The organism is Pseudomonas sp. LAIL14HWK12:I7, assembly GCF_000483465.1.
Classification (GTDB): domain Bacteria; phylum Pseudomonadota; class Gammaproteobacteria; order Pseudomonadales; family Pseudomonadaceae; genus Aquipseudomonas; species Aquipseudomonas kermanshahensis.
This window is the reverse complement of record NZ_AXYZ01000015.1, coordinates 103,528-129,927: the sequence shown is the minus strand read 5'-3', so window position 1 is coordinate 129,927 and position 26,400 is coordinate 103,528. Positions and strand designations below refer to the sequence as shown.

General features: G+C 63.0%; 23 protein-coding genes and 1 riboswitch. Of the genes, 13 read left to right on the top strand and 10 right to left on the bottom strand.

The features are described 5' to 3' along the window. The first annotated feature begins 128 nt into the window (after positions 1-128). The gene (locus D886_RS0115705; protein ID WP_027594832.1) at positions 129-509 is read left to right on the top strand and encodes a RidA family protein; all 381 of its coding nucleotides are present in this window, start codon (positions 129-131) and stop codon (positions 507-509) included. Between the two features lie 137 nt (positions 510-646). Next, on the top strand, positions 647-2,647 hold the full coding sequence (locus tag D886_RS0115700; RefSeq protein ID WP_027594831.1) for a U32 family peptidase: 2,001 nt from the start codon (positions 647-649) through the stop codon (positions 2,645-2,647). Between the two features lie 115 nt (positions 2,648-2,762). Here the strand turns inward: D886_RS0115700 and D886_RS0115695 are convergent, their stop codons facing one another. After that, positions 2,763-4,085 (bottom strand): sigma-54 dependent transcriptional regulator, encoded by a 1,323-nt coding sequence (locus D886_RS0115695; RefSeq protein WP_027594830.1) that lies wholly within the window; start codon positions 4,083-4,085, stop codon positions 2,763-2,765. Positions 4,086-4,427: 342 nt separating this feature from the next. On the opposite strand from D886_RS0115695, the gene D886_RS0115690 reads away from it, so the two are divergent. Continuing rightward, complete coding sequence (locus D886_RS0115690) at positions 4,428-4,694, top strand: hypothetical protein (protein WP_013972506.1); 267 nt, start codon at positions 4,428-4,430, stop codon at positions 4,692-4,694. A 129-nt stretch (positions 4,695-4,823) separates the two neighbouring features. Here the strand turns inward: D886_RS0115690 and D886_RS0115685 are convergent, their stop codons facing one another. Genes D886_RS0115685 through cobW form a run of 4 tightly spaced genes read right to left on the bottom strand, consistent with a single transcriptional unit; the run spans position 4,824 to position 11,336 of the window. Beyond that, positions 4,824-5,438, bottom strand: coding sequence for a VWA domain-containing protein (locus D886_RS0115685; RefSeq protein WP_050580763.1), 615 nt, complete (start codon positions 5,436-5,438; stop codon positions 4,824-4,826). A 53-nt stretch (positions 5,439-5,491) separates the two neighbouring features. Next, positions 5,492-6,502: an ATP-binding protein gene (locus tag D886_RS0115680; protein WP_027594828.1), complete on the bottom strand. Its 1,011-nt coding sequence runs from the start codon at positions 6,500-6,502 to the stop codon at positions 5,492-5,494. A gap of 1 nt (position 6,503) precedes the next feature. Then, positions 6,504-10,265 carry a cobaltochelatase subunit CobN gene (cobN, locus tag D886_RS0115675; protein ID WP_027594827.1) on the bottom strand — a complete coding sequence of 1,254 codons (3,762 nt, stop codon included), beginning with the start codon at positions 10,263-10,265 and terminating at the stop codon, positions 6,504-6,506. Positions 10,266-10,268: 3 nt separating this feature from the next. Continuing rightward, entirely contained in the window at positions 10,269-11,336 is a 1,068-nt protein-coding gene (gene cobW, locus D886_RS0115670) for a cobalamin biosynthesis protein CobW (RefSeq protein ID WP_027594826.1), read from the bottom strand. A gap of 99 nt (positions 11,337-11,435) precedes the next feature. Beyond that, positions 11,436-11,650: riboswitch (cobalamin riboswitch) on the bottom strand. Between the two features lie 111 nt (positions 11,651-11,761). Between cobW and D886_RS0115665 the strand changes: the two genes are divergently transcribed. The 5 genes from D886_RS0115665 (at position 11,762) to D886_RS0115645 (ending at position 16,098) form a co-directional block, all read left to right on the top strand. Beyond that, positions 11,762-12,139, top strand: a complete 378-nt coding sequence (locus D886_RS0115665; protein ID WP_027594825.1) for a glyoxalase superfamily protein — start codon at positions 11,762-11,764, stop codon at positions 12,137-12,139. Beyond that, positions 12,136-12,495, top strand: coding sequence for a hypothetical protein (locus D886_RS0115660; protein ID WP_027594824.1), 360 nt, complete (start codon positions 12,136-12,138; stop codon positions 12,493-12,495). The genes D886_RS0115665 and D886_RS0115660 overlap by 4 nt, the downstream gene beginning before the upstream one ends. Positions 12,496-12,870: 375 nt before the next feature. After that, positions 12,871-13,890, top strand: a complete 1,020-nt coding sequence (locus D886_RS0115655; RefSeq protein ID WP_027594823.1) for a branched-chain amino acid aminotransferase — start codon at positions 12,871-12,873, stop codon at positions 13,888-13,890. Between the two features lie 158 nt (positions 13,891-14,048). Beyond that, complete coding sequence (locus D886_RS0115650) at positions 14,049-14,729, top strand: response regulator transcription factor (RefSeq protein WP_027594822.1); 681 nt, start codon at positions 14,049-14,051, stop codon at positions 14,727-14,729. Next, positions 14,707-16,098: a HAMP domain-containing sensor histidine kinase gene (locus D886_RS0115645; protein ID WP_027594821.1), complete on the top strand. Its 1,392-nt coding sequence runs from the start codon at positions 14,707-14,709 to the stop codon at positions 16,096-16,098. The genes D886_RS0115650 and D886_RS0115645 overlap by 23 nt, the downstream gene beginning before the upstream one ends. On the opposite strand, the gene D886_RS0115640 is transcribed toward D886_RS0115645, so the two are convergent. Continuing rightward, positions 16,011-16,856 (bottom strand): helix-turn-helix domain-containing protein, encoded by an 846-nt coding sequence (locus D886_RS0115640; RefSeq protein WP_027594820.1) that lies wholly within the window; start codon positions 16,854-16,856, stop codon positions 16,011-16,013. The genes D886_RS0115645 and D886_RS0115640 overlap by 88 nt on opposite strands. Positions 16,857-16,969: 113 nt before the next feature. Between D886_RS0115640 and D886_RS0115635 the strand changes: the two genes are divergently transcribed. Beyond that, positions 16,970-17,857: an EamA family transporter gene (locus D886_RS0115635; RefSeq protein WP_027594819.1), complete on the top strand. Its 888-nt coding sequence runs from the start codon at positions 16,970-16,972 to the stop codon at positions 17,855-17,857. A gap of 45 nt (positions 17,858-17,902) precedes the next feature. Here D886_RS0115635 and cysS read toward each other — a convergent pair whose 3' ends face one another. Together cysS and D886_RS0115625 are read right to left on the bottom strand one after the other, a co-directional pair. Next, entirely contained in the window at positions 17,903-19,285 is a 1,383-nt protein-coding gene (cysS, locus tag D886_RS0115630; RefSeq protein ID WP_027594818.1) for a cysteine--tRNA ligase, read from the bottom strand. 9 nt (positions 19,286-19,294) lie between these two features. Next, positions 19,295-20,998 carry a glutamine--tRNA ligase/YqeY domain fusion protein gene (locus tag D886_RS0115625; RefSeq protein WP_027594817.1) on the bottom strand — a complete coding sequence of 568 codons (1,704 nt, stop codon included), beginning with the start codon at positions 20,996-20,998 and terminating at the stop codon, positions 19,295-19,297. Positions 20,999-21,247: 249 nt separating this feature from the next. Here D886_RS0115625 and D886_RS0115620 point away from each other — a divergent pair, with 249 nt between their 5' ends. Further along, entirely contained in the window at positions 21,248-21,751 is a 504-nt protein-coding gene (locus tag D886_RS0115620) for a peptidylprolyl isomerase (protein ID WP_027594816.1), read from the top strand. Then, on the top strand, positions 21,748-22,470 hold the full coding sequence (locus D886_RS0115615) for a UDP-2,3-diacylglucosamine diphosphatase (protein WP_027594815.1): 723 nt from the start codon (positions 21,748-21,750) through the stop codon (positions 22,468-22,470). The genes D886_RS0115620 and D886_RS0115615 overlap by 4 nt, the downstream gene beginning before the upstream one ends. Positions 22,471-22,609: 139 nt before the next feature. Here D886_RS0115615 and D886_RS0115610 read toward each other — a convergent pair whose 3' ends face one another. Continuing rightward, complete coding sequence (locus D886_RS0115610; protein WP_081717505.1) at positions 22,610-24,880, bottom strand: acylase; 2,271 nt, start codon at positions 24,878-24,880, stop codon at positions 22,610-22,612. A 217-nt stretch (positions 24,881-25,097) separates the two neighbouring features. Here D886_RS0115610 and D886_RS0115605 point away from each other — a divergent pair, with 217 nt between their 5' ends. After that, a complete protein-coding gene (locus D886_RS0115605) occupies positions 25,098-25,472 on the top strand; it encodes a fe2+ zn2+ uptake regulation protein (protein WP_027594813.1) in 375 nt (124 codons plus the stop codon). Between the two features lie 36 nt (positions 25,473-25,508). Here the strand turns inward: D886_RS0115605 and D886_RS0115600 are convergent, their stop codons facing one another. Next, positions 25,509-25,697, bottom strand: coding sequence for a hypothetical protein (locus tag D886_RS0115600; RefSeq protein WP_027594812.1), 189 nt, complete (start codon positions 25,695-25,697; stop codon positions 25,509-25,511). 149 nt (positions 25,698-25,846) lie between these two features. Here D886_RS0115600 and D886_RS0115595 point away from each other — a divergent pair, with 149 nt between their 5' ends. Next, the gene (locus tag D886_RS0115595; RefSeq protein ID WP_027594811.1) at positions 25,847-26,305 is read left to right on the top strand and encodes a hypothetical protein; all 459 of its coding nucleotides are present in this window, start codon (positions 25,847-25,849) and stop codon (positions 26,303-26,305) included. Positions 26,306-26,400: the final 95 nt, after the last annotated feature.

Genomic DNA, 26,400 nt, shown 5'->3' with positions numbered 1-26,400 from the left:
CGCCTATCAGGCGCCCTGTTTTTTTGGGATGTGCCAGTGGTAACTGCGACAGCGCCCTAACGACTCGACCCCTGCCGCCTGCTCGCGTACGCTTGCCGCTTTCCTTCCGTAGCAAGGCAAACGCGCCCATGGCAAACACAGACATCATCTACACCCCCGATCCGGACGCCGATTCCATTTCGTCCGACGTCGCCGAATACAACGGTGTGCTGGTCTCCACCCAGATCCCCACCCGCGCCGATGGCAGCCTCGAGCTGGGCGACATCGTTGCGCAGAGCGAATGCACCCTGCAGGCGCTGAAAGTAGCCCTGGAAAAAGCCGGCAGCGGCATGGACCGCGTGCTGCACCTGACCATCTACCTCACCGACATGGCTGAACGTGCAGCGTTCAACGAGGTATACCAGCGCTTCTTCAACAAGCCATGGCCCGTGCGCGCCGCCGTTGGCGTGGCCTCGCTGGCGGTCGAAGGCATGCGCGTGGAAGTCACCGCGATGGCTGCCAAACGCTGATTCCCCGCTCGATCACTGGAGCGGCCTTGCCGCTCCTACTCCAGGTCGCGCCGCCTCTGGACAGCGTAGGGATGCCACCAGCCCGTTTCACCGCTACAATGCCCGCCTAAACCGTGACCGCCCGAAACTATAACGACATGTCCCTTCCAAAGAATCACCTGGAACTGCTCAGCCCTGCCCGTGACGTGGCCATCGCTCGCGAAGCGATCCTGCACGGCGCTGATGCCATCTATATCGGCGGCCCGAGCTTCGGCGCGCGCCATAACGCCTGCAACGAAGTCAGCGAAATCGCCGAACTGGTCGAGTTCGCCCGTCGCTACCATGCACGCGTGTTCACCACCATCAACACCATCCTCCACGACAACGAGCTGGAGCCGGCGCGCAAGCTGATCCATCAGCTCTACGACGCGGGCGTCGACGCCTTGATCGTGCAGGACCTGGGGGTGATGGAACTGGACATCCCACCGATCGAGCTGCACGCCAGCACCCAGACCGACATCCGTACCCTGGAGCGCGCCAAGTTCCTCGATCAGGCGGGCTTCTCGCAGCTGGTACTGGCCCGTGAGCTGAACCTGCAGCAGATCCGCGCCATTGCCGCCGAAACCGACGCCGCCATCGAGTTCTTCATCCACGGCGCGCTGTGCGTGGCCTTCTCCGGCCAGTGCAACATCTCCCACGCCCAGACCGGGCGCAGCGCCAACCGTGGCGACTGCTCGCAAGCCTGCCGCCTGCCCTACACCCTGAAGGATGACCAGGGCCGCGTGGTGGCCTTCGAGAAGCACCTGTTGTCGATGAAGGACAACAACCAGACCGCCAACCTGCGCGACCTGGTCGACGCTGGCGTGCGCTCGTTCAAGATCGAGGGCCGCTACAAGGACATGGGCTATGTGAAGAACATCACTGCCCACTACCGCAAAGAGCTCGACGCCATCCTCGAAGACCGCCCGGACCTGGCCCGCGCGTCAAGCGGCCGCACCGAGCACTTCTTCGTCCCCGACCCGGACAAGACCTTCCACCGCGGCAGCACCGACTACTTCGTCAGCGACCGCAAGATCGACATCGGCGCGTTCGACTCACCAACGTTCACCGGCTTGCCGGTGGGCGTAGTGGAAAAGGTCAACAAACGCGACATGCTGGTCACCACTGACGTGCCGCTGACCAACGGCGACGGCCTGAACGTGCTGGTCAAGCGCGAGGTGGTGGGGTTCCGCGCCAACATTGCCGAACCCCGTGGTGAGTTCGAGGAAGACGGCCAGAAGCGCTATCGCTACCGCGTCGAACCCAACGAAATGCCTGACGGCCTGTACAAACTGCGGCCAAATCACCCGCTGTCACGCAACCTCGACCACAACTGGCAACAGGCCTTGCAGCGCACGTCGGCCGAACGCCGAGTGGGTGTGGAATGGCACGCGGTGCTGCGCGAGCAGCGGCTGATGCTCACCGTCAGCAGCGAGGAAGGCGTCAGCGTGCAAGTGGCCCTGGACGGCCCGTTCGGCGCGGCCAACAAGCCGCAACAGGCGCTGGACCAACTGCACGACCTGTTGGGCCAACTGGGTACCACCCAATACCACGCCAACGCCATCGAACTGGATGCCCCGCAGGCGTATTTCATCCCTAACTCGCAGCTCAAAGCCCTGCGCCGTGAAGCCATCGAGGCGCTGACCGCTGCTCGGGTCAAGGCGCATCCGCGCGGCGGCCGTAAAGCTGAAACCACGCCGCCTCCGGTGTACCCGGAGTCGCACCTGTCGTTCCTGGCCAACGTTTACAACCAGAAGGCGCGCGATTTCTACCACCGTCACGGCGTGCAGCTGATCGACGCGGCCTACGAGGCACATGAAGAGCACGGCGAAGTGCCGGTGATGATCACCAAGCACTGCCTGCGCTTCTCGTTCAACCTGTGCCCCAAGCAGGCCAAGGGCGTGACCGGCGTGCGCACCAAGGTGGCACCGATGCAGCTGATTCAGGGCGACGAAGTGTTGACCCTGAAATTCGACTGCAAACCGTGTGAAATGCATGTGGTCGGCAAGATGAAAAGCCACATCATCGACCTGCCGACCCCCGGCAGCGCGGTGGCCCAGGTGGTTGGCCATATCAGCCCGGAAGACCTGCTCAAGACCATCCCGCGCGCACCGCATTGATCGCCCCCTTGTAGGAGCAGCCTTGTGCTGCGAAGAGGCCGGCGGCAGCATCCGAGATCTTAAGTGCTGCCACCGGCCTCTTCGCAGCACAAGGCTGCTCCTACACAGGCAGGCGTCAACGAATCTGGTGCTTGTGCAGCAGCCGATAGAATGTCGGCCGCGAGATCCCGAGTACTTTCGCAGCGATGCTCAAGTTGTCGCTGTGCCGGTTAAGCACATCACACAAAGCCTGGCGCTCTGCCCGGTGCTTGTACTCCTCCAGCGTACCCAGCGGCTGCTGCTCTTGCTCGATCTGCAAGCCCAGGTCCTGCGCCTCGATCTGCCGCCCCTCGGCCAACACCAGCCCGCGCCGCACTCGGTTGGCCAGCTCACGCACATTGCCCGGCCAGTCATGCCGGCCCATGGCCGCCAACGCATGGTCACTGAACGAGCGCGGCCTGCGCCCGGTCTCCAGGCTGTAGAAATGGGCAAAATGGCTGGCCAGCATCGACAGGTCACCATGCCTGTCTCGCAGTGGCGCCGTCACCACCTGCAACACATTCAGCCGGTAATACAGGTCCTCGCGAAAGCGGCCCTGTTCGATGGCTTTTTCAAGGTCCACGTGGGTCGCCGCCAACACCCGCACATCCACCGGGATAGGCTGGCTGCCACCGACCCGTTCAATGTGTTTTTCCTGCAGAAAGCGCAGCAGGTTGGCTTGCAGTTCCAACGGCAAGTCACCCACCTCGTCCAGGAACAAGGTACCGCCATGCGCCGCCTCTATTCGCCCGGCCTTGCGCTGATGCGCACCGGTAAAGGCACCCTTCTCGTGCCCAAACAGCTCGGACTGGATTAGGTGCTCGGGTATCGCCCCACAGTTGATCGCGATGAACGGCTGATCGTGCCGCTGCGACTGCCGATGCAGGGTGCGCGCCACCAGCTCCTTGCCTGTGCCACTCTCGCCACGGATCAAAACCGGCGACTCGGTGGGCGCCAGTTTCCCCAAAAGCTTGCGCAACTCGCGGATCGGCCGGCTCTCACCCAGCAACTCGTGAACCGAGTCGTCCACCCGCACCGCACCCTTGCCACGCAGCCGCGCCATGCCGAAGGCACGCCCGAGGGTAACCTGAACGCGGGAAACGTCGAATGGCAAGGTATGGAAGTCAAAAAACCACTCGCAGACGAAATCACCGACGTTCTGCATGCGCAATTGCTCGGCGCTGAGCACGGCGATCCACTCGGTATTGCTGCGCTTTATCATGTCCTTGACCGCGTCGGGATGGCGCAGGTGCGACGCCTGCAGCCGCAGCAGGCCAACATCGCAGGCGTGGTCCAGGGCAGCGCCGAGCATACAACTGTCCACATCCCAGCCGGCACTGCGCAGGCCTGGCAATAAACGGTGGCAGTCGTCGCAGGGGTCGACGATGAGCAAACGGCGTTGGGAAGCGGGTTGCTGCATGACCGTTCCTTGGCGCCAGAGTTTGGTTTTGTGAAGTAAAACAGCAAGTTGTGGCGCCCAATTAACAGTAGCAACGAACTTGACGGTGCCCAGTACCGTCTGTCCGCCGAATCATTTTTTTACAAACCCTGACGGGAATTTTCGCACTTTATCGACATCCCATGGCGGCGCAGGCAAGAACGGATTCAACCCTGAAACAAATTTTTACACCCAATGTGTGACTTGCCCCCGGACAACGAGCATCAGTACACATAACCCCGCGCTGCATATCGCGATGATTGAGGCGAATTTAAAGCAACGCGGACTTCACTTCGATGTTTGGGACCATAGAGAGACCGAACCATGAATGCCCCGCTCCGTGTCAACGAAGCACTGCTGATTGCCGACCACGCCTTCGAACCTTTCCAGTGCGTAGCCTGGGATGCGCCCAATGGTACTGGTGAATTGAGCCTGGCAGTGATCGACCGGACCAGCACCCGCATCGGCAGCAAGCAAGTGTCCTCGCGCATTTATTCCGACCCTGCGCAATGGGCCAGCCTGATCGAGGAAGTGCGCGCCGAGCTGTGTGAAAAAGGTTATGACCTGCAACCGTGGTCGATGCCGAAGTAATTGCGATTGCCCCTCCAAGTGCGTGCCCTGCCACGCACTTGTGCAACTTCTCAGTTGCTGCCGCTGCAACTTTTCTTATTGCGACACCTTATTGCGACATTGTGTCGCAGTATCACGCCGCACTGTTATTCAATCCACGACCTTGAAGTGTTCCAGGTGCTGATAATCGGCCTGCAGTTGCGCAGCCAATTGTTGCGCACGGCCCAGACGAACGGGCGCCAGCTCCATGTCGACCAGTAGCGTGGCACAGCCCATCGGTTGCACGTTATCCGCGTGCTGCAGCCGACCGTCGGTAAATACCAGGCAGCGCACAGCTTCATGCGGGTGAGCCTGCTGCCGCGCCTGCAGCCACTGCCGCGCTTGCTCCAACGCAGCGATCAACGGTGTACCACCCCCTGCCCCCAGTGCTTGCAACCAAGGCTGCAAGGCCGCCGAGGCCTTGAGGCCGTGTCGCTGCCACTGCGGCGTCTGCCCGCTCGCTGTCAGCAGGGCCAACCGCGCCCGCTGACGGTATGCCTGGTCGAACAACACCGCCAGCAAACCTTTGGTCTGCGCCAGCGCCTGGTGGCGGCGGGTTGAGGCCGAGGCGTCGACGATCACCAGCCACAGTTCGCCAGGCTGAGCCTTGCGCTGTTGCCAGCAGAGGTCTTCACGCAGCCGTGGCCGCCCCTTGAGCAAAGTCGGCAGCCAGGCTACTCGGCCCGAAGTGGTGCTGTGTACACGGCCACGGCTGGCACCTTTCAACTGCCCTGCACGTGGCCTGGCATCCGTCCCTTGGGCCTTTGGCTGGCGGATGCTCAGGGCTTTTTTGCCCAGTTCGGCACCTCACGGCGCGCACCACTGGTCACTGGCTGTGGTGGCAGCGCGCCCCAGTCACTCTGCCCGCCTTGGCTGCCCTGGCTGCTTGCGCTCTGCTGGCCTGTCTCAGGCGGTGTCGAAGGCGGCTGCTGCTGGGGCGATACACGGCGACGATGGCGCAAAGCGAACTCGGCCACCGCCTCGACATCGGCTTCATCAATGGCCTCGCCGCCGCGCCAGGCACAGTGCGCGCGTGCTGCGCGCAGCCAGACCAGGTCCGCCCGCAGGCCATCGACCCCGGCGGCGTAGCAGCGCTCGGTGATCCAGGCCAGGGCCTGGTCGTCCAGAGCAATCTGGGCGAGGTCGTGGCGCGCCTGCTGGCAGCGCTCGCGCAGTTGCGCCTGGGCAGTTGCCCATTGCGCGCAGAAGGCCTGGGGGTCGCTGTCGAACGCCAGGCGGCGGCGGATGATCTGCTGGCGCGCCTGGGGCTCCGGCAAGCCTTCGAGGGCCACATTCAAGCCAAAACGGTCAAGCAGCTGCGGTCGCAACTCGCCCTCTTCCGGGTTCATGGTGCCAATCAGCACAAAACGCGCGCTGTGCCGGTGCGAGATGCCATCACGTTCGATGCGGTTGGTGCCGCTGGCGGCTACGTCGAGCAACAGGTCGACGAGGGTATCGGGCAACAGGTTGACCTCGTCCACGTACAGCACGCCGCCATCGGCCTGGGCCAGCACACCGGGTGAAAACTGGGCCTTGCCCTGCCCCAACGCAGCGTCCAGGTCGAGGGTGCCGACCAGGCGCTCTTCACTGGCGCCCAATGGCAGCGTGACGAACGGCCCTTCGCCGAGCAGGTCGGCGAGGCCACGGGCCAAAGTACTCTTGGCCATACCGCGCGGGCCTTCAATCAGCACGCCACCGATCTTCGGGTCGATGGCGGTCAGGCACAGGGCCAGTTTCAGCGCGTCAGCACCGACCACGGCGGCCAGCGGAAATTGTACGGGTTCACTCATTTCAAGCCTGTTCCTCGCCGTCGAGCAGTTGCGCCTCAAGGGCTTCGCGGTAATCGCCGGGCGCCTCCCATAGGCCGCGTTGCTGGGCCTCCAGCAGGCGTTCGGTGAGGTCGCGCAGCGCCTCGGGGTTGTGCTCGCGCATGAAATCGCGGGTCGCCGGGTCGAGCACGTAGGCATCGGCCAGCGACTGATAATGATGGTCGTCGATCAGGTGCGTGGTGGCATCGAAGGCGAACAGGTTGTCTACCGTTGCCGCCATCTCGAAGGCACCCTTGTAGCCATGGCGCTTTACCCCGTCGATCCACTTGGGGTTGAGCGCACGGGCACGAATGACCCGGTTGAGCTCCTCCTTGAGGGTGCGGATGCGCGGCCGATCGACCTGGCTGTGGTCGCCGTGGTAGCTGGCCACCGACGCGCCAGACAAGGTTTCCGAGGCGGCCAGCATGCCACCCTGGAACTGGTAGTAGTCGTTGGAATCGAGCAGGTCATGCTCGTGGTTATCCTGGTTCTGCAGGACCGCCTGGACCTGCCCCAGGCGGCGGGCGAACTGCTCACGGGCCGGGGTGCCTTCATCACTGCCACCATAGGCGTAGCCGCCATGGTTGAGGTAGACCTCAGCCAAGTCGTCACGGCTGTGCCACAAGCGGCCATCGATCGCATTCTGCACCCCGGCACCGTAGGCACCGGGCTTGGCCCCGAATACCCGCCAGCCGGCCTGGCGCGCCGCTTGCTCGGCTTCCACGCCCTGCGCCTGCAGAGCCTCACGCTCGCTGCGCACGCGCGCTGCCAGCGGGTTGAGGTCATCAGGCTCATCCAGCGCCGCCACCGCCTGAACTGCAGCATCGAACAGGCGGATCAGGTTGCCGAACGCGTCGCGGAAGAACCCAGACACCCGCAAGGTTACGTCCACCCGCGGGCGGTCGAGCAGGCTCAGCGGCAAGATTTCGAAATCGTCGACCCGCTGGCTACCGGTGGCCCACACCGGGCGTACCCCCATCAGGGCCATGGCCTGGGCGATATCGTCGCCGCCGGTGCGCATGGTCGCGGTGCCCCATACCGACAGGCCCAACTGGCGCAGGTGGTCGCCATGGTCTTGTAAATGGCGCTCGAGAATCAGGCTCGCCGAGGCAAAACCCAGGCGCCAGGCCGTGGTGGTGGGCAGGTTGCGTACATCCACGGTATAGAAGTTGCGCCCGGTCGGCAGTACATCCAGGCGACCGCGGCTTGGCGCGCCACTCGGGCCGGCCGGCACGAAACGGCCGGCCAGGGCCGCCAGCAGGCCGTTGACCTCGGCCGCACCACAAGCATCCAGGCTCGGCGCCACCGCGTCACACAATGCCTGCACTACATCACGTACCGGTTGCCACTCGCTCAGGGCCGGCAGTACCAGCGTGCCGCCAAGCGCCTGCTCTATCACCTGCAAGGCCAGCAGTTCTAGGCGCTCGCGGGTATCGCCACAGGTGCGCCATGGCGCGTCGCTGATCGCCTGCAAAGGCCCAGGCCGCAGCCCCTGCCACGGCTGCCCAAGGTCGCAATCGAGCGGGTCGAAGCCCGGCACCAGCGCCTTGGCCAGTGCACGCAACAGGCTGGCATTGCCACCCCGGCCGTCACCACGCTCCACACGCAGCAAGGCCAACAGGGTGTCCAAACGCAGCCGGCCCTCGGGCGACTGGCCAAATACGTGCAAGCCATCGCGAATCTGCGATTCCTTGAGGTCACACAGGTAGGTGTCCAGACGCGGCAGCCACACAGCGGCATCGTCCAGCTGCCCTTCCAGTTGCAGTTCCCGGTCGATGTGGTTGGCCTTGACCAGCTCAAGAATGTCGCGTTGCAGCTCGCGGGCACGCCGCGGGTCGAGCAGCTGCGCCTCGTAGAATTCGTCGGCCAGTTGTTCCAGGTGACGCAGCGGGCCATAGGTTTCGGCGCGGGTCAGCGGCGGCATCAGGTGGTCGATGATCACCGCCTGGGTTCGGCGCTTGGCCTGGGCGCCTTCACCCGGGTCGTTGACGATGAACGGGTAGATGTTCGGCAGCGGGCCCAGCAGCGCGTCAGGCCAGCATTGCGCAGACAACCCTACCCCCTTGCCAGGCAGCCACTCCAGGTTGCCGTGCTTGCCGACGTGGATTACCGCGTCGGCGGCAAAGGCATGGCGCAGCCAGAAGTGAAACGCCAGGTACGCGTGTGGCGGCACCAGGTCAGGGTCGTGATACACCGCGCTTTGATCGACCTGATAGCCCCGCGCCGGCTGGATGCCGACGAAGGTCAGGCCGTAGCGCAAGCCCGCAACCATCAAGCGGCCACTGCGGTACATCGGGTCTTGCTCCGGGGGCCCCCAGCGCTCCAGCACTGCCTGGCGATTGGCTTCAGGCAGGCGGGAAAACGCAGCCTGGTAGTCATCCAGGCTCAGGCTCTGCGCGCACGGGCGTTGGTCCAGGTGATCGAGGTCATTGGTCACACCGCCCAGCAACTGCTGGATCAACTGCGTGCCAGTGCCTGGCAGGCCCGCCAACGGATACCCTTCGGCCTGCAGTGCCTTGAGAATATTCAAGGCCGCTGCCGGCGTATCCAGCCCCACCCCGTTGCCAATCCGGCCGTCACGGGTCGGGTAGTTGGCCAACACCAAGGCTACGCGCTTCTGGCCATTGGCTAACCGGGCCAGCTCTACCCAGCGCCGAGCGAGCTCGGCGACAAAATCCATGCGCTCGGGGTGGGCGCGGTAACAGACTACGTCGGACTGGCTGCGCTCACTGCGCCAGGCCATGTCCTTGAAACTGACCGGGCGGGTGATGATCCGCCCGTCCAGCTCCGGCAAAACGATGTGCATGGCCAGGTCACGCGCGCCCAGGCCCTGCTCGCTGGCTTCCCACGCCGGTTGGTTGTCCTGCGCGCAAATGGCCTGCAACACCGGGATGTCGCGGCGGAACGGGCGCAGGTTGGGGCGTTCGGGGCTGGACAAGGCAAACCCCGTGGTATTGATCAAGACCTCGGCGCCGACTTCGTCCAGCCAGGCTTCGACCTGTTCGAAGCAGGCGCTTTCCTTGAGGCTGGCCACGGCAATCGGCAAGGGGTTGAGCCCCGCCGCCAGCAAACGCTCGCAGAAGACGTCGATGAACGCGGTGTTGGCCGCTTGCAGGTGTGACCGGTAGAACAGCAACGGTGCCACCGGATGCTCCGGGTGCCATTGCGCGTACCAGTCCTCAAGCAGCGCATTGCCTTTGGCCGGGTGATACACCGAGGTGCGTGGCAGTGGCTGCGGCTCGTCCCAGCCATAGTCACGGCCCAGCCATTGGTTGGCCAGGCAGTTGAACAGGTTGAGGGCGTTGGCCTTGCCGCCCTGGCGCAGGTAGTGCCAGAGGCGTTCGGCCTGATCGCCGGTCACGGTGCCCAGGCCGGTCAGCTCAGGGTCCGGGCGGTCATCGCCCGGCACCAGGATCAACTGCACGCCGCGGGCCGCCAGGGCGACCAGTTGCTCGACGCCATAGCGCCAGTAGCCAACGCCCCCGTGCAACGACACCAAAATGACCTTGGCATGGCGCAACACCTCGTCGACATACAGGTCGACCGAGGCGTGGTTCTGCACCTGCATCGGGTTGGCCAGGCGCAGGCTAGGATAGTCCTCGGGCAATTGCTCGGCGGTATCGGCGAGCAATGCCAGGTGTGAATCGCCGCTGCAGAGGATCACCAGTTCGGCGGGTGTCTGGCCGAGGTCGGCAATGCTGTCATCCGGCACGAAGCCGCCGGGCTGGGTCCGCAGCAGGTGCATGGGTCAGGCGCCCAAGGTCTGGCGCAAACGCGCTTCGAGCTGCACGGCATCCAGGTCCTGACCGATCAGCACCAGGCGCGTGATACGCGGCTCGTCGGCGCGCCAGGCGCGGTCGAAGTGCTTGTCGAAGCGGGTACCCACGCCTTGCACCAGCAGGCGCATCGGCTTGCCCGGGATGGCGGCGAAACCTTTGGCGCGCAGGATGCCGAACTCGACCACCAACTGGGTCAGGGCATCGAGCAACAGGCTTTCGTCGGCTTCTGGCAGGTCGATGGAGATCGAATCGAAGGCGTCGTGGTCATGATCGTCGTGATCATCGCCATCGTGGTGCGAATCGTGGTGGGTACGGCGGCCATCGATGTGCACCTCGGACTCGGCGCCCACGCCCAGCAGTACGTCCAGTGGCAGACGGCCGCTGCTGGCCTCGATCACCTTGACGGCGGGCGGCAGCTCCTCGGCCACCTCGGCGCGGACCTTGGCCAGGCCTTCGGCGTCGATCAGGTCGGCCTTGTTCAGCACCACCAGGTCGGCACTGGCCAACTGGTCAGCGAACAGTTCGTGCAGCGGCGACTCGTGGTCCAGGTTCGGGTCCAGCTTGCGCTGTGCGTCCACCTGGTCTGGGTAGGCGGCAAAGGTGCCGGCCGCCACAGCCGGGCTGTCGACCACGGTAATGACCGCATCGACGGTGCAGGCGTTACGGATTTCTGGCCACTGGAAGGCCTGTACCAACGGCTTTGGCAGCGCCAGGCCACTGGTTTCGATGAGGATGTGGTCAAGGTCGCCACGGCGTGCGACCAACTCGCGCATGACTGGGAAGAACTCTTCCTGCACGGTGCAGCACAGGCAGCCATTGGCCAGCTCGTACACGCGGCCGCTGGCCTCTTCTTCGGTGCAACCGATGCTGCACTGTTTGAGGATCTCGCCATCGATGCCCAGTTCGCCAAATTCATTGACGATCACCGCGATACGGCGGCCTTGGGCGTTGTCGAGCATGTGGCGAAGCAAGGTGGTCTTGCCCGAACCGAGGAAGCCGGTAACGATGGTGACGGGGAGTTTGGCCAGTGTTTTCATGTCGCGATGCCCTTGGCAAGATGGCGCGGGCATGCAGGACGAAAGCCACGGGCCAGGTCGGCCGGGCTTGTTCGCCACCGGATCACCCCGCCCGGTTGAAAGTCGAAATCGCCTCGAGGCAGGTCTCCTGGCTCGCACCGTACCTGCCGTGCTTTGAATAACAGGGCTGGAGGGCGCGACGCCTTCCCGCGCGCTTGCGCAGTGGCTGTGTCGACCCGTTGTCGGTGCTTACAGTTGCGGGGGCAGCCGCGGCTTGTACCGCGTTCCCGTCTTAGCTTCGGCCTGGCCGAAGAACCTCGAAGTGGCAAGGCTACGCAGTGGCTGGCAGGTGGTCAACCATTGCCGTCGGCCATTGCGCGACAGACGCACAGGCATTGGCGCATCTGCGCTACAGTTGCACCTTCATCAACGGCCAAGGACGCCCTATGCCGCTCGCCCCCGCCATCCCGGTACTGCGTATTTTCTCGGTCGAAAAAGCCAAAGAGTTCTACCTCGACTTCCTCGGCTTCAGCCTGGACTGGGAACACCGCTTCAGCCCGGACCTGCCCCTGTACGCGCAAATCCACCGCGACGGGTTGATCCTGCACCTAAGCGAACACCACGGCGATGCCACCCCGGGTTCGACCGTGTTCGCCCGCCTCGACGACCTTCGCGCCCTCGAGCGCGAACTGCAGGCCAAACGCTACGGCTACGCCCGGCCCGAAGCCGAACGCCTGGACTGGGGCCTGCAGATGCAGGTCCATGACCCGTTTGGCAACCGCCTGCGCTTCTGCCAGCAAATCGATGATGAGGCCGCGCAATGAAGGCCATGGGCAAGCGCGAAATGGCACGCGTGGAGCGTGAGCTGGTGGTTTGCCTGACGGACGCCTGCGAAACGGCCAAGGCAGAGATTGTCGGGTTCACCTGGCTTACCCATCACCTTGACCCCGACAGTTTTCCTGCCAGCCTGCGCATTACCTGGGTATTCGAGCGCGAGGCAGACAAGGCTGCAGCGCTGGCTGGGGTGGCTAAAGCGCGGATGCTGGCGTTGACCTGTCAGGCGCTTGATGAAGTGGGGATACGGCTGGATCACCCGGCCTGGCATGTGCGGTTTGACAGTGAAGAGGCTTGTAGTCGGAGCCACGGCGGGGATTGGGGTAAGCGGTTGCGGGGGCGCTGAGATAGAAGTAGTGGCCCGGGTGTATGGCGGAGGGTCTTCGGCGCACTCGAGATCGAGCCCCGCCTGCGCGGCGCTTCGCAGCACAAGGCTGCTCCTACAGTCTGTTTCGGGCCAGTATCGAGGCGGGCGTCAATGCCTCAGGAATAATTGGCCCGAAACTGACTGTAGGAGCAGCCTTGTGCTGCGAAGCGCCGCGCGGGCGGCGCTCGATCTCAAGGGCGGCGCAAAACCCCGGACATACGCCCTCCCCCCACCCAATCGCACGCTGTTTCGTGACTGGCCGTTCCCGATCCGCGACGGATGTATTATCGTGGCGTGGTGCGCATATAACAGCAGCCCGAGCGATCGGGCATCTGCAAGACAATCGAGGGTGTCATGAGTAACGAGAGCATTAACTGGGACAAGCTGGGTTTCGACTACATCAAGACCGATAAACGCTACCTGTCCGTATGGCGCAATGGCGAGTGGGACAAGGGCACCCTGACCGAAGACAACGTACTGCACATCAGTGAAGGCTCCACTGCCCTGCACTACGGCCAACAGTGCTTCGAGGGCCTGAAGGCCTACCGTTGCAAGGACGGCTCGATCAACCTGTTCCGCCCGGACCAGAACGCCGCACGCATGCAGCGCAGCTGCGCCCGCCTGCTGATGCCACACGTGCCGACCGATGTGTTCATCGAGGCGTGCAAGCAAGTGGTCAAGGCCAACGAGCGTTTCGTGCCGCCCCATGGCAAAGGCGCCCTGTACCTGCGCCCGTTCGTGATCGGCACCGGTGACAACATCGGCGTGCGCACCGCCCCCGAGTTCATCTTCTCGGTCTTCGCCATCCCGGTTGGCTCGTACTTCAAAGGCGGCATGAAGCCGCACAACTTCCAGATCTCCAGCTTCGACCGTGCCGCCCCGCAAGGCACCGGCGCGGCCAAGGTCGGTGGCAACTACGCCGCCAGCCTGCAGCCGGGCGCTGAAGCCAAGAAAGCCAACTTCGCCGACGCCATCTACCTCGATCCGCTGACTCACACCAAGATCGAGGAAGTCGGTTCGGCCAACTTCTTCGGCATCACCGCCAACAACGAGTTCGTCACTCCGAAATCGGCCTCCGTGCTGCCAGGCATCACCCGCCTGTCGCTGATGGAACTGGCGTCCTCGCGCCTGGGCCTGAAAGTGATCGAAGGCGATGTAGAGATCAACAACCTCGACCGTTTCATCGAAGCAGGCGCTTGCGGTACCGCTGCGGTAATCACCCCGATCGGTGGCATCGAGTACAACGGCAAGCTGCACGTCTTCCATGACCTGGAAAAAGTCGGCCCGGTAACCCAGAAGCTCTACAACGAGCTGACCGGCATCCAGAGCGGTGACGTCGAAGCACCAGCAGGCTGGATCGTCAAGGTCGCCTGAGGCGCTTTGCAAGCCTGACAAAGGGGCATGCCAGATGATGGCATGCCCTTTTTTTTGGCTGCTGGGTCGGGCCCGAACCGCCAGATGAATTTTTCTTAAATCGCCGTTTGTCTATTCTTTGGCACAATCAAGCCTCTATTCGCCGCCCAGGAACCAGCATGCCACGCGTACTGACCATCGAAGACGACGCCGTCACCGGCCAGGAAATCGTCGCCGAACTCTCCAGCCACGGCCTGGACGTGGATTGGGCCGACAATGGCCGGGAAGGCCTGGCCAAGGCGATTGCCGGTGGCTACGACCTGATTACCCTGGACCGTATGCTGCCCGAAGTCGATGGCCTGACCATCGTCACGACCTTGCGCAACCTGAAAATCGCCACGCCGATCCTGATGATCAGCGCCCTGTCCGACGTTGACGAACGCGTGCGTGGCCTGCGTGCCGGGGGGGATGACTACTTGACCAAGCCGTTCGCCTCGGACGAAATGGCCGCCCGTGTCGAGGTGCTGCTGCGCCGCAACAGCGTGCCGATGACCCAGACCCGCCTGCAAGTCGCCGACCTGCAACTGGACCTGATCAGCCACGAAGCACGCCGCGGCGAGCACACCCTCAACCTGCTGCCGACCGAGTACAAACTGCTCGAATACCTGATGCGCCACAGCGGCCAGGTGATCACGCGGATGATGATCTTCGAAGAAGTCTGGGGCTATCACTTCGACCCGGGCACCAACCTCATCGACGTCCACATCGGCCGCTTGCGCAAGAAGATCGACTCGCCCGGCCAATCGCCGCTGATCCGTACGGTACGGGGCTCCGGCTATGCCATTGCTGAACCCGTCTAAGGGCTGGAGCTCGTCAACCAGCCGCTTGCTGGCGCTGTACAGCTTTCTGTTCGTGGCCTGGAGCAGCATCCTGATGGGGGTGCTGTACTTCGAGGTCTCCAGCTACCTGAACAAACTGACCCGCCATTCCATGCTGCAGCGCCAGCACCTGTTCGCACACATGAGCGGCAAGCAACTGGACGACGCCTTGATTGCCAGCCAGGCCTTCGAGGAGCGCAGCTTCGATGCCTACGGCCTGTTCGATGCCCAGCTCAACCCGCTTGGCGGCCGCCTGCGCACGCTGCCTTCGGAGCTAGGCTTGGACGGCAAGGTGCATGAGCTCAAACGCTGCCTGGACGCCGATGACCCGCACATGCCACGCGACAGCTGCGACGCCGTGGCCATCAAAGTGCAGGATGGCCGTTGGCTGGTGCTGGTACGGGACAATGGCTCGTTGTTCGTGGTCACGCGGATCATCCTGCATGCCCTGCTCTGGGGTATTTCCCTGACCTTGATCCCCGGGTTTGCCGGCTGGTACCTGCTGCGCCGCAGGCCGCTCAAGCGCATTCGCGCGATCCAGGCCCAGGCCGAGTTGATCGTCGCCGGCGATCTCACCCACCGGCTGCCGCTGTCAGCCCGTCGCGACGAGCTGGACATGCTTGCCGCCATCGTCAATGCCATGCTCGACCGCATCGAGCGGTTGATGCACGAGGTCAAGGGGGTGTGCGACAACATTGCCCACGACCTGCGCACGCCGCTGACCCGCCTGCGCGCGCAGCTGTACCGAATCCGCCAGCAGAGTGCCACCGACTCGGCGCAGGCCGAGGCGCTGGACCAGGCGATTGGCGAAACCGATACCTTGATGGCGCGCTTTCGCGGCTTGTTGCGCATCAGTGAACTGGAGGACCGTCAGCGGCGTGCGGGTTTTGTACAACTCGACCCGCACGATCTGCTGGTAGAGCTGCACGACTTCTACCTGCCATTGGCCGAGGATGGCGGCATTCGCCTGGAGCTTGAGCAGCCCGCGCAGCTACCGGCGCTGCACGGTGACCGCGAACTGCTGTTCGAGGCATTGGCCAATCTAGCGGGCAACGCTATCAAGTTCACCCCAGAGGGTGGCCGCGTGCGCGTGCTGGCGACGCAGGACGACCAAGGCCTGCACATCGCCATCGAGGACAGCGGCCCGGGGATTCCCGAAGAGGAACGTACGGCGGTACTGAAGCGGTTCTATCGCAGCGAGGAAGGTCACCGGCACCCAGGCTTCGGGCTGGGCCTGTCGATCGTTGCCGCGATCGTCGACCTTCATGGGTTTGGGCTGGAGGTAGGCACCAGCGAACTGGGCGGCGCCAGGCTGGTACTGCATTGCCCATTGACGGGGGCATCGAAGTAGCGGCTGGGCGCCTCGCCCAGCAAGCGCTTGAACACAGTCGCAAAGGCGCTCGGGCTGCTGTAGCCAAGCGCCAGTGCGACGCGGGTGACTGGCTCCCCCTTGCCAAGCCGCACCACGGCGTCCAGCAAGCATGCCTGCTGACGCCATTCAATGAAGCTGATCCCGGTGTACACGCGAAACTGGCGCGTGAACGTGCGCCGGCTCATGCAGGACCAGTCCGCCATGCCATCGATGCCTGTTTGCAGCGAAGGCGCCGCCAGAAACGCTCTGCATGCCCGCGCAAGGCGCGGCTCCTCGGGAATCGGCGCATTCAGCGACAGCGCCGGCATGTCGGCAATCTCATGCAGCAGCAAGCCCATCAAGCAGGCATCACGCCCCTGCAGGGGGTACTGCGCAGGCACTTCGATCGCCTTTTCAAGCAGCTGCTGCACCAAAGGCGAAACCGCAAACACCTGGCAATGCCCAGGCAACCCAACCCGCTCGGCGGCCTGCGGGCAAATATAGGCATTGAGCATGGTCACCGGGCCGCGCATCTGCATGGCATGGGCCACTTGTGCAGGCACCCAGATGGCCCGTAAGGGCGGCACGGCCCAATTACCTGATTCGGTTGCAACCGTGATCACGCCGCAAGCGGCAAAGGCAAACTGGCCTCGACCATGGCGATGCATCGGGAACAGTTCGCCATCCGCAAAGGCCTTTCTCGTCACCACCACATCACAAGGCGTGTCGTCGTACAGCGTATCTTCAACGTAGGTCATGGCCTGATTTTAATTAGATTCGACCTTGAATTGAAAGCGGGCCAAACCGTTACCGCGGCATAGTGACTGAAGCGTCAAGGCGCACTGCCGCGACCTCAGAAGATTGCCAAACCATGCACAGAAAACACCTGACCCTTGCCGTCCTGGTCACAGCCCTATGGGGCCTCAACTTCCCGATCACCAAACTGGGCCTGGCCCACGTCGACCCACTGCTGCTCACCGGCTTACGCTTCGCGCTGTGCGCATTGCCGTGGGTGTTTTTCGTCAAGCGCCCCAAGGTTGCCGTCCGCTGGTTAGGTGCCTATGGTCTGATCTTCGGCGTAGCCATGTGGGCATTGATCAATCTCGGCATCGCCATGGGTGTGCCACCAGGCAGCGCCTCGCTACTGATTCAGTTCAGTGCATTCTTTACCCTGGCGTGGGGCTGCTTGCTGTTTCGCGAGCCCCTGACCGGCCCGCAACTGGTCGGCATCGTGCTAGCGGCGACCGGCTTGGTTGGCATCCTCGCAGCAAGCCCGTGCAAAACCACGACAACAGGGTTGCTGCTGGTCTTGATCAGCGCACTGGCCTGGAGCATTGGCAACGTCATCATCAAGCTGTCAAAGGTGAAGGAGATCTTTGCCTTCGTGGTATGGGCCAGCCTATTTGCGCCAATACCCTTGCTGTCGCTCACGTGGTTGCTGCATGGCGCAACCCCGTTCGTGGCACTGGCAGCGCAGACGAATGCCATCGTGGTCTTTTCCCTGGTCTTCCAGGTGTATGCCGCGACGCACTTCTGCTATTGGGGATGGAATTACCTGTTGCGCGAATACCCGGTGTCCACGGTAGCGCCGCTGTCGCTGCTGATTCCGGTATTCGGCATCGTCAGCTCAGCCTTGATCGTGGATGAGGTGCCTAGCGGCTGGGAGTGGCTGTGTATTGCCCTGATCTTGTCAGCGCTGGCGGTCGGCATGAAAAAAGGGCGAGCGGTGCTGAGGAGAAAACCGCTGCCTGCTGTTTAGTGGCGTGTCGCGAAAGGGCTGCGTGGCAGCCCCTCGCGCCATTGATCAGTCGGCCAAGCGCCAGGTAGTCCCGCCCTTGCCGTCTTCCAGCACCACGCCCATGGCGGTCAGCTGGTCACGGACACGGTCGGATTCCGCCCAGTTCTTGTCTGCACGCGCCTGCAGGCGCGCCTGGATCAACGCTTCCACTTCAGCCGCATCGACCTTGCCTTCTGCGCCTGCACGCAGGAAGTCGTCGGCCTCCAGCTGCAGCACACCCAGCACATCACCCAGCTCACGCAGGCGGCCAGCAAGGCCCGCTGCCGCGTCGAGATCGCTGTCGCGCAGGCGATTGATCTCGCGCACCAGGTCAAACAGCACGGCGCAGGCTTCGGGGGTGCCGAAGTCGTCGTTCATCGCCATGCTGAAGCGCTCGACAAACGCCTCGCCACCCTTGGCCTCCACCCGTGGCAAGCCGCGCAGGGCGTGGTAGAAGCGCTCCAACGCGCCTTTTGCATCGCGCAGGCTGTCTTCGGAGTAGTTGATGGCACTGCGGTAGTGGCTGGCCACCAGCAGGTAGCGCACTACCTCCGGGTGGTACTTCTCGAGCACGTCACGGATGGTGAAGAAGTTGTTCAACGACTTGGACATCTTCTCGCCGTTGATACGGATCATGCCGCAGTGCATCCAGGCATTGGCGTACTGCTTGCCGGTGGCCGCTTCGCTCTGGGCGATCTCGTTCTCGTGGTGCGGAAACTCCAGGTCGCTACCGCCACCGTGAATGTCGAAGCTCTCGCCCAGGCAGCAGGTGGACATCACCGAGCACTCGATGTGCCAGCCCGGACGGCCCGGGCCCCACGGCGACTCCCAGCTCGGCTCGCCCGGCTTGACGCCCTTCCACAGCACGAAGTCCAGCGGGTCTTGCTTGGCCTCGTCGACCTCGATGCGGGCACCGATGCGCAGGTCTTCGATCTTCTTGCGCGACAGCTTGCCGTAACCGACGAACTTGCCTACCCGGTAGTACACGTCGCCGTTACCGGGCGCGTAGGCGTAGCCCTTGTCGATCAGCGTCTGGATCATGGCGTGCATGCCCGCGATGTGATCGGTGGCACGTGGTTCCTGGTCCGGCGGCAGGATGTTGAGGCGGCGCTCGTCTTCGTGCATCGCGTCAATCATGCGGGCGGTCAGCGCGTCGAAGGTCTCGCCGTTCTCGTTGGCCCGGTTGATGATCTTGTCGTCGATGTCGGTGATGTTGCGCACATAGGTCAGCTCGTAGCCGCTCTTGCGCAGCCAACGGGTGACCAGGTCGAAGGCCACCATGCTGCGGCCGTGGCCAAGGTGGCAGTAGTCGTACACGGTCATGCCGCACACGTACATGCGCACCTTGTTGCCATCCAGCGGCTTGAAGGCTTCCTTGGTTTTGCTCAGCGTGTTGTAGATGTTAAGCACGACGGTTCCTTAGCTGCCCCAGGAGTCACGCAGGGTGACAGTGCGGTTGAACACCGGGCGACCCGGCTGGCTGTCCTTGAGGTCGGCGCAGAAGTAGCCTTCGCGCTCGAACTGGAAGCGGTCTTCAGGCTGTGCCTGGCCCAGCGACGGTTCGGCGCGGCAGCCGGTCAGCACTTGCAGCGAATCTGGGTTGATGTTGTCCAGGAAGCTGCCGCCGTCCTCGGTCTTTTCCGGGTTTGGCGAGCGGAACAGGCGGTCGTACAGGCGCACTTCACACTCGACGCTGCCTGCGGCCGGCACCCAGTGGATCACGCCCTTGACCTTGCGGCCTTCCGGGTTTTTGCCCAGGGTGTCCGGGTCGTACGAGCAGCGCAGTTCGACGATGTTGCCGTCGGCATCCTTGATGGCTTCATCAGCGCGGATCACGTAGCTGCCACGCAGGCGCACCTCACCGGCCGGCTCCAGGCGCTTGTAGCCCTTTGGCGGTTCTTCCATGAAGTCGTCGCGGTCGATGTACAGCTCGCGGGCGAACGGCAGTACACGTACCCCCATGTCTTCCTTCGGATGGCGCGGCAGTTCGAGCTGCTCGACCTGGCCTTCCGGGTAGTTGGTGATGACCACTTTCAGCGGGCGCAGTACGCACATGGCACGTGGCGCGGTGCGGTCGAGGTCGTCACGGATGCTGAATTCAAGCATCGACATGTCGACCACGCCGTCGGAACGGTTGGTACCGATCATCTCGCAGAAATTGCGGATCGACGCCGGCGTGTAACCGCGGCGGCGGAAGCCGGACAGGGTCGACATGCGCGGGTCATCCCAAGCGTCGACATGTTTCTCGTCGACCAGCTGCTTGAGCTTGCGCTTGGAGGTGATGGTGTAGTTCAGGTTCAGGCGGCTGAACTCGTACTGACGTGGGTGCGCCGGCACCGGCAGGTTGTCGAGGAACCAGTCGTACAGCGGACGGTGGCCTTCGAACTCCAGGGTGCAGATCGAGTGGGTAATGCCCTCGATGGCGTCCGACTGGCCGTGGGTGAAGTCGTAGTTCGGGTAGATGCACCACTTGTCACCGGTCTGGTGGTGGTGGGCATGACGGATGCGGTAAAGAATCGGGTCGCGCAGGTTCATGTTCGGCGACGCCATGTCGATCTTGGCCCGCAGCACGCGCTCGCCGTCCTTGAACTCGCCGGCCTTCATGCGTGCGAACAGGTCGAGGTTTTCTTCGACGCTGCGCTCGCGGAACGGGCTGTTCTTGCCAGGCTCCTTGAGGTTGCCGCGGTATTCCTTGGCCTGATCAGGGGTCAGGTCGCAGACATAGGCCTTGCCACGCTTGATCAGCTCGACCGCCCAATCGTGCAACTGGTCGAAGTAGTTGGAGGCATAGCGCACGTCGCCGGCCCAGTCGAAGCCCAGCCACTTGACGTCGCTTTGGATGGCGTCGATGTATTCCTGGTCTTCCTTGGCCGGGTTGGTATCGTCGAATCGCAGGTGGCAGACGCCACCAAATTCCTTGGCCAGGCCAAAGTTTACGCAGATCGACTTGGCGTGACCAATGTGCAGGTAACCGTTGGGCTCCGGCGGGAAGCGGGTGACGATGCTGCTGTGCTTGCCCGAGTCCAGGTCGGCCTGGATGATCGGCCGCAGGAAGTTCGCAGGGACAGCGGGGGCGCCTTTGGCAGCGGCGTTGGGCGCGTTGTCGGCAGTGGGCTTGCTCATAGGATCCTTGAATGCACGTGTCCGGCCTGGGTAGGCCGATTGAATCAAAGGGCCTATCATAGCCGAAGCAGTCAAGCTGCTGACAGCCGGGCTCGGACAAACTGGCGTGATTTATCACGGCTTTTTGCCGCAGGCTGGCAAAATGGCCTGTGCGCGCCATTGTGTCGCGATCGCCTGATACTGCGTCAGGTGATAACCCGCGCACTGCGCACCCTAATTCCTTAATGCCTTGAAAGAGCGAATTTCAGCATGTCCAAAGTTAAACTGACCACCAACCACGGCGACATCGTCCTGCAACTGAACGCCGAAAAAGCCCCGCTGACCGTTGCCAACTTCCTGGCATACGTTGAAGCCGGTCACTACTCGAACACCGTGTTCCACCGTGTGATCAAGGGCTTCATGATCCAGGGCGGCGGTTTCGAGCCAGGCATGAACGAAAAGCGTGACAAGCGTGCCAGCATCCAGAACGAAGCCGACAACGGCCTGAAGAACGACAAGTACACCATCGCCATGGCCCGCACCATGGAGCCGCACTCGGCCTCGGCGCAGTTCTTCATCAACGCCTCCAACAACGACTTCCTCAACCACAGCGGCAAGAACGTGCAGGGTTGGGGCTACGCGGTATTCGGCGAAGTGATCGAAGGCCGTGAAATCGTCGACGCCATCGAAAAAGTCGCCACCGGTTCGAAAGCGGGCCACCAGGACGTACCGAAAGAAGACGTGATCATCGAGAAAGCCGAGATCATTGGGTGATACTGCTGATCTCCGATCTGCACCTGCAAGAAGAACGCCCGGATATCACCCGGGCGTTTCTTGATCTGCTCGATGGCCGTGCGCGGCATGCCAAAGCGCTGTACATCCTGGGCGACTTCTTCGAAGCGTGGATCGGCGACGATGCCATGACGCCGTTCCAGCAGTCGATCTGCCAGGCCATGCGCCAGTTGAGCGACAGCGGTACGGCGGTCTATCTGATGCATGGCAACCGTGATTTCCTGATCGGTCAGGCCTTTTGCGATGCCGCAGGCTGCACCTTGCTGGCCGACCCGAGCGTTGTCGAACTGGGCGGTGAGCAGGTGCTGCTGATGCATGGTGATACGCTGTGCACGCGGGACGTGGCCTACATGAAGCTGCGTCGTTACCTGCGCAACCCGTTGAGCCTTTGGATTCTGCGGCACCTGCCGCTGTCCACGCGGCACAAGCTGGCGCGCAAGCTACGCAGTGAAAGCCGCACGCAAACGCGCATGAAGGCCACGGAAATCGTCGACGTCACGCCAGATGAAGTGCCCAAGGTGATGGCGGCGCACGGTGTCAGGACACTGGTTCACGGTCACACCCACCGGCCGGCGATTCACAAGCTGGTGGTGGACGGGCAACCGGCACGGCGCATTGTGCTGGGGGACTGGGACCGCCGGGGCTGGACCCTGCAGGTCGACGAGCAGGGCTTTCAGTTAACGCCGTTCGAGTTTTCCTGACTACCCGGAAATCTGGGGCCGCTTTGCAGCCCATCGCAGGCAAGCCAGCTCCTACAGGTATGTGCGAATCCCTGGGAATACGCTGTACCTGTAGGAGCTGGCTTGCCTGCGATGGGCTGCGAAGCAGCCCCAGATTCACTTATCTATCCCCTTCGCTGATCACTGTCTCGCGATACTCAGGATCTGCCTTTATCTGCGCCTCGGTAAACGGAATCACTGCCAACTGCTTGGCCGAGAACGCCTTGGTCTGGTCATGCGCATGCGCCGAGCCCGCCTCGCTTGACTGTGAAAACGCCAGCAGTCCGCGCGCCTGCGGCCCTTGTTCGGTAAAGCTGACCACTTGCAGGTAGCTGGTACCACTGACCACCAGGCGCTTGCCCGGCCCATGCGGCACACTGTGGATCGCGTTATACACCCCAAGCCCCTGCGGCCCGCCAGGCACCGGCGTACCATCGATAGCCTGCTGCACCTGCCCCCAACGGCTATCGCCCCCTACCCCGCTTTTGGCCACTTGCTGCTGGGACGCCAGCGCCGCCTGGTGCAGCAGCTTGCGCACTGCCGCCTGCTCGACCGCCAGGCCACGCGGCGTATGCTGCGGGTCGGCCGGGTTGAACGCTACCCGCCAGCTTTCAGGGTGAGCCACCAGGGCCTCAAGCATGTTTTCGAAATGCACCAGGCCAACGCCGCTGTCCAGGTCTGCCTTGCCATTCCAGGCGACCAGGCTGGCACAGACAGGCTGCACATCTGCCTCGGCATCCTTGCACCACGCCAGCAGGTCCGGCAGCAGCAGGCTCGCGAGGTAGACCTCATCATCCGTCACCATGCGCTGCAGGTCGTCTACACCCAGCTTGGCCGTGCCTTGCAGGCGCTGCAGGGCAAACCGCCCACGCATGCCGAGCGGCTGGTCATCGCGGCTGACCAGCGGCGAAAACCCGGTCAACGGCTGAGCCGGGTTGGCCATCCAGGCAGGGTCGTTGGAGTTCTGCACGAAGTCCTTGCGCTCGAGGCTCGGCAGCAATCGTGCGGGGAAGATGCCGGGCTGCGCCGCCTGCGCGTCGACCTTCCACTGGCACGCACTGCGCGAGCCATCGAGCACCACCATGCGCCCTTGCGCCTTGGGGTTGCCGCACTCACTCAGCAGTTGCTGGTCGACGTACGGCACCACCGACTGGTTCAGGTACAGCGCCCCGCCCCCCTCATCGACAGCAAGCGTGTTAACCCAGGGAATGCCCTGCAACTGCTGCACCGAACCCTTCAACGCGTCCAAGCTGTCGGCGCGGTTGATGCGGTACCACTGCTGCAGCACCCGCGTGTTGCCCAGGTTGGCGTCGCGCAGGCTGTAGGCCGCGTGCGCGTCCCAATCCAGGCGCCCAGGCCATTGCACCACTGGCCCGAATTCCGAGCTGTAGACCTGGCGTTCTACCTGGCTCAAGGTGCCATCCTCGGCCTTGACCGTAACGCTGACAGCCTGCCGCATCAACGGCAGTGACTTGCCATCGAGCATGTAGCGGGTCGGGTCCTTCGGGTCGAGCTGAAGGCGATAAAGGGTGAAATGGTTTGACGTGTCGACCGTATGCGTCCACGCCAGATGCCGGTTGAAACCGATGTTCACCACAGGCAAGCCCGGTAGTGCCGCCCCCATCACATCCAGCTGGCCCGGTATGGTCAGTTGCATCTGGTAGAAGCGCATGCCGCCCATCCAGGGAAAGTGCGGATTAGCCAGCAGCAGGCCACGGCCATTGGCCGAGCGCTGCGAACCGACGGCCACCGCGTTGCTGCCGCGCTCCAAGGCAAAACGCTCCTGCCGGGCCAACGCCGTGGCAAAGCCTGTGGCCTCGCGCTGGCTGGTCAATGAGGGGGGCTGTGCCCCTGCCAACGCCTCGGCGAATTGTCCTACGCCCCCCTCAGCCAACAGGCGACGGGTCAACTTGAGCAAGTCTTCGCTGGTGATCGGCCGCACCCAGTCACCCTTCCCGCACTCTGCCGGCAGGCCTTGGCTGCGGCGCTCGGCGAGGGCACGGTTGAAGCCGCGTGCATAGCCATCGAGCAGGTCACGCACCGGTGCCGGTTGTGCCTGCAGAAATGCCCCCACAGCGCTCGGCGTATTGAGCCAGGTGAAGAACAGGTCGCTGGCAAGGTTGTCCCGTTGCTCGACGGTCTTGGCCTTGGCACCGAAGTGCCGCGATCGCTCGCCGCTGACCGTCAGCACTTCGTTAGCCAACAGGCACAGGTTGTCCTGTGCGTAGGCATAGCCGATGCCATACCCAAGGCCGCGCTCATCCTTGGCCACGATGTGCGGCACTCCGTAGCTGGTACGCCGGATCTGCGCACTGGCATCCATGCTGGCGGGCTGCGCCAGCGCGGCAGTGCTGAAGGCGACCAACGCAGCCGCCAGGCCTGCGCTGGTCATGGGACGAGAAATTGAGAACACGGGCACACCTCGGATCCAGGGGTCATCCCGATCAGACGAATGGTTGAATGAAAATTTTACGTATTACAAGGCGATAGAACGTCTTGAACAGGAAAGGCATATTTTTTTTCGAGCGGGCTGCAGATTTTCCGTTCTCATTCGTCCTAGTAAGTGAGGCAACCACATTTCGGGTTAGTCCACGAAAAGGAGCATTCACATGTACAACCCGCAACCCTCAATGCAGGCTGCACGCGTACCCGGCAAAGCGCCCAAGGGACAGGACGTTTTCGCCGACGAACGTGTCGGTAACGAACAGATTCGCGAACTTTTACGCACCTTTGGCTTGCGCACCAGCCTGATCCGCTTGAAGGTCATCGATGCGCTGCATGCGGCCGACCGTAATGGCCGAAGCATTGGCGTGCGTGGCGTGCACGCGCAACTGGAACAACTGGACATTCCACTGTCGTTCCTGAGCGTGCGTGAAGTGCTCAAGCGGCTGTGCGCTGAAGGCGTCATCAACCTGGGCAGCGACAAATGCTACAGCCTCAACCCCCAGGCCCGCGCCGTGCTGGATCAAGCGTCCCCGCGCTGAGCGTACGGCCGGCCACACCTGGCCGGCCCGCACAGATCAGGGCTTGACCTTGCGCCGCAGAATGCCGTTGATGACTACCACGACCACCGCAATGGCGATCGCCAGCAACTGGAAGGTCTGCTCACTGATCGTGCCCTGCTTTTGCAGGTGGGACAGGCCAACCATGAGGCCCAGTACTACCAGTATGATCAGAAGTGAATATTTGAGGCGCTGCACGTGTGTCATTGAAAGTTCCTTGCAACATCAGGGGCAAAAGGCTCGCAACGAGCCGCGGCAATGATACAACGCCCACCCGCACTGGCGCTGCATTTCCTGCTTAGTGTGGTGCCACTCGCCTGAAAGCATGGGCCCTCATCGCCCGTGCCGGAGGCACTATGTACAAATCCCTGCTGCTCGCATCCCTTGCTGTGACGCCCTTACCTCTTTACGCGCTGGACACGCGCCAGACACCCCCCGAACAGTTGCTCAAGCTAGGCAGTGAACTGGCGACCAACGCCGGGTCCAGCCAATGGCAGCAACTCTGGTACAGCGTTCGCGAAGCGGGTTACCTGCAGGCTCATGCCTTCCAGGTGCACTTCACCGTGCCGGCAACCCTGTTACCGGAGTTGGCCCGACAAACACTGGCACAGGCCGACCAGGTGCACGCAGTGAAGCAGACCCGGGCACTTTATCGCCGAAATTTTCCCGATCGCATTGTAGGAAAACGCGCCGAGCATGCGTTCAACGCGCTGTGCCTGCTGGTCGACTGGCGCGCCCTGCCCCAAGGCATGAGCACGACCCCCAAGGCATACCTGAGAAGCGCAAGCCTGTTGAGCCTCTATCCGTGCGACTGAGGGTCACTGACCCAGCAGGTAAGCCATGGCGTGTCACAGCGGGAATTCACCGGCTGCAGCGAATAGTTGAAGGCATGTCCTACGAGAAGGGAAAT

What these genes read in the sequence shown, in the direction of transcription:
- D886_RS0115600 (WP_027594812.1), bottom strand. Translation starts at nt 25,697, where the DNA reads ATGACACACGTGCAGCGCCTCAAATATTCACTTCTGATCATACTGGTA.
- cobW (WP_027594826.1), bottom strand. Translation starts at nt 11,336, where the DNA reads ATGAAAACACTGGCCAAACTCCCCGTCACCATCGTTACCGGCTTCCTC.
- D886_RS0115680 (WP_027594828.1), bottom strand. Translation starts at nt 6,502, where the DNA reads ATGAGTGAACCCGTACAATTTCCGCTGGCCGCCGTGGTCGGTGCTGAC.
- D886_RS0115690 (WP_013972506.1), top strand. Translation starts at nt 4,428, where the DNA reads ATGAATGCCCCGCTCCGTGTCAACGAAGCACTGCTGATTGCCGACCAC.
- D886_RS0115655 (WP_027594823.1), top strand. Translation starts at nt 12,871, where the DNA reads ATGAGTAACGAGAGCATTAACTGGGACAAGCTGGGTTTCGACTACATC.
- D886_RS0115625 (WP_027594817.1), bottom strand. Translation starts at nt 20,998, where the DNA reads ATGAGCAAGCCCACTGCCGACAACGCGCCCAACGCCGCTGCCAAAGGC.
- D886_RS0115650 (WP_027594822.1), top strand. Translation starts at nt 14,049, where the DNA reads ATGCCACGCGTACTGACCATCGAAGACGACGCCGTCACCGGCCAGGAA.
- D886_RS0115705 (WP_027594832.1), top strand. Translation starts at nt 129, where the DNA reads ATGGCAAACACAGACATCATCTACACCCCCGATCCGGACGCCGATTCC.
- D886_RS0115645 (WP_027594821.1), top strand. Translation starts at nt 14,707, where the DNA reads ATGCCATTGCTGAACCCGTCTAAGGGCTGGAGCTCGTCAACCAGCCGC.
- D886_RS0115605 (WP_027594813.1), top strand. Translation starts at nt 25,098, where the DNA reads ATGTACAACCCGCAACCCTCAATGCAGGCTGCACGCGTACCCGGCAAA.
- D886_RS0115660 (WP_027594824.1), top strand. Translation starts at nt 12,136, where the DNA reads ATGAAGGCCATGGGCAAGCGCGAAATGGCACGCGTGGAGCGTGAGCTG.
- D886_RS0115620 (WP_027594816.1), top strand. Translation starts at nt 21,248, where the DNA reads ATGTCCAAAGTTAAACTGACCACCAACCACGGCGACATCGTCCTGCAA.
- cobN (WP_027594827.1), bottom strand. Translation starts at nt 10,265, where the DNA reads ATGCACCTGCTGCGGACCCAGCCCGGCGGCTTCGTGCCGGATGACAGC.
- D886_RS0115595 (WP_027594811.1), top strand. Translation starts at nt 25,847, where the DNA reads ATGTACAAATCCCTGCTGCTCGCATCCCTTGCTGTGACGCCCTTACCT.
- D886_RS0115695 (WP_027594830.1), bottom strand. Translation starts at nt 4,085, where the DNA reads ATGCAGCAACCCGCTTCCCAACGCCGTTTGCTCATCGTCGACCCCTGC.
- D886_RS0115640 (WP_027594820.1), bottom strand. Translation starts at nt 16,856, where the DNA reads ATGACCTACGTTGAAGATACGCTGTACGACGACACGCCTTGTGATGTG.
- D886_RS0115700 (WP_027594831.1), top strand. Translation starts at nt 647, where the DNA reads ATGTCCCTTCCAAAGAATCACCTGGAACTGCTCAGCCCTGCCCGTGAC.
- D886_RS0115610 (WP_081717505.1), bottom strand. Translation starts at nt 24,880, where the DNA reads ATGACCAGCGCAGGCCTGGCGGCTGCGTTGGTCGCCTTCAGCACTGCC.
- D886_RS0115635 (WP_027594819.1), top strand. Translation starts at nt 16,970, where the DNA reads ATGCACAGAAAACACCTGACCCTTGCCGTCCTGGTCACAGCCCTATGG.
- D886_RS0115665 (WP_027594825.1), top strand. Translation starts at nt 11,762, where the DNA reads ATGCCGCTCGCCCCCGCCATCCCGGTACTGCGTATTTTCTCGGTCGAA.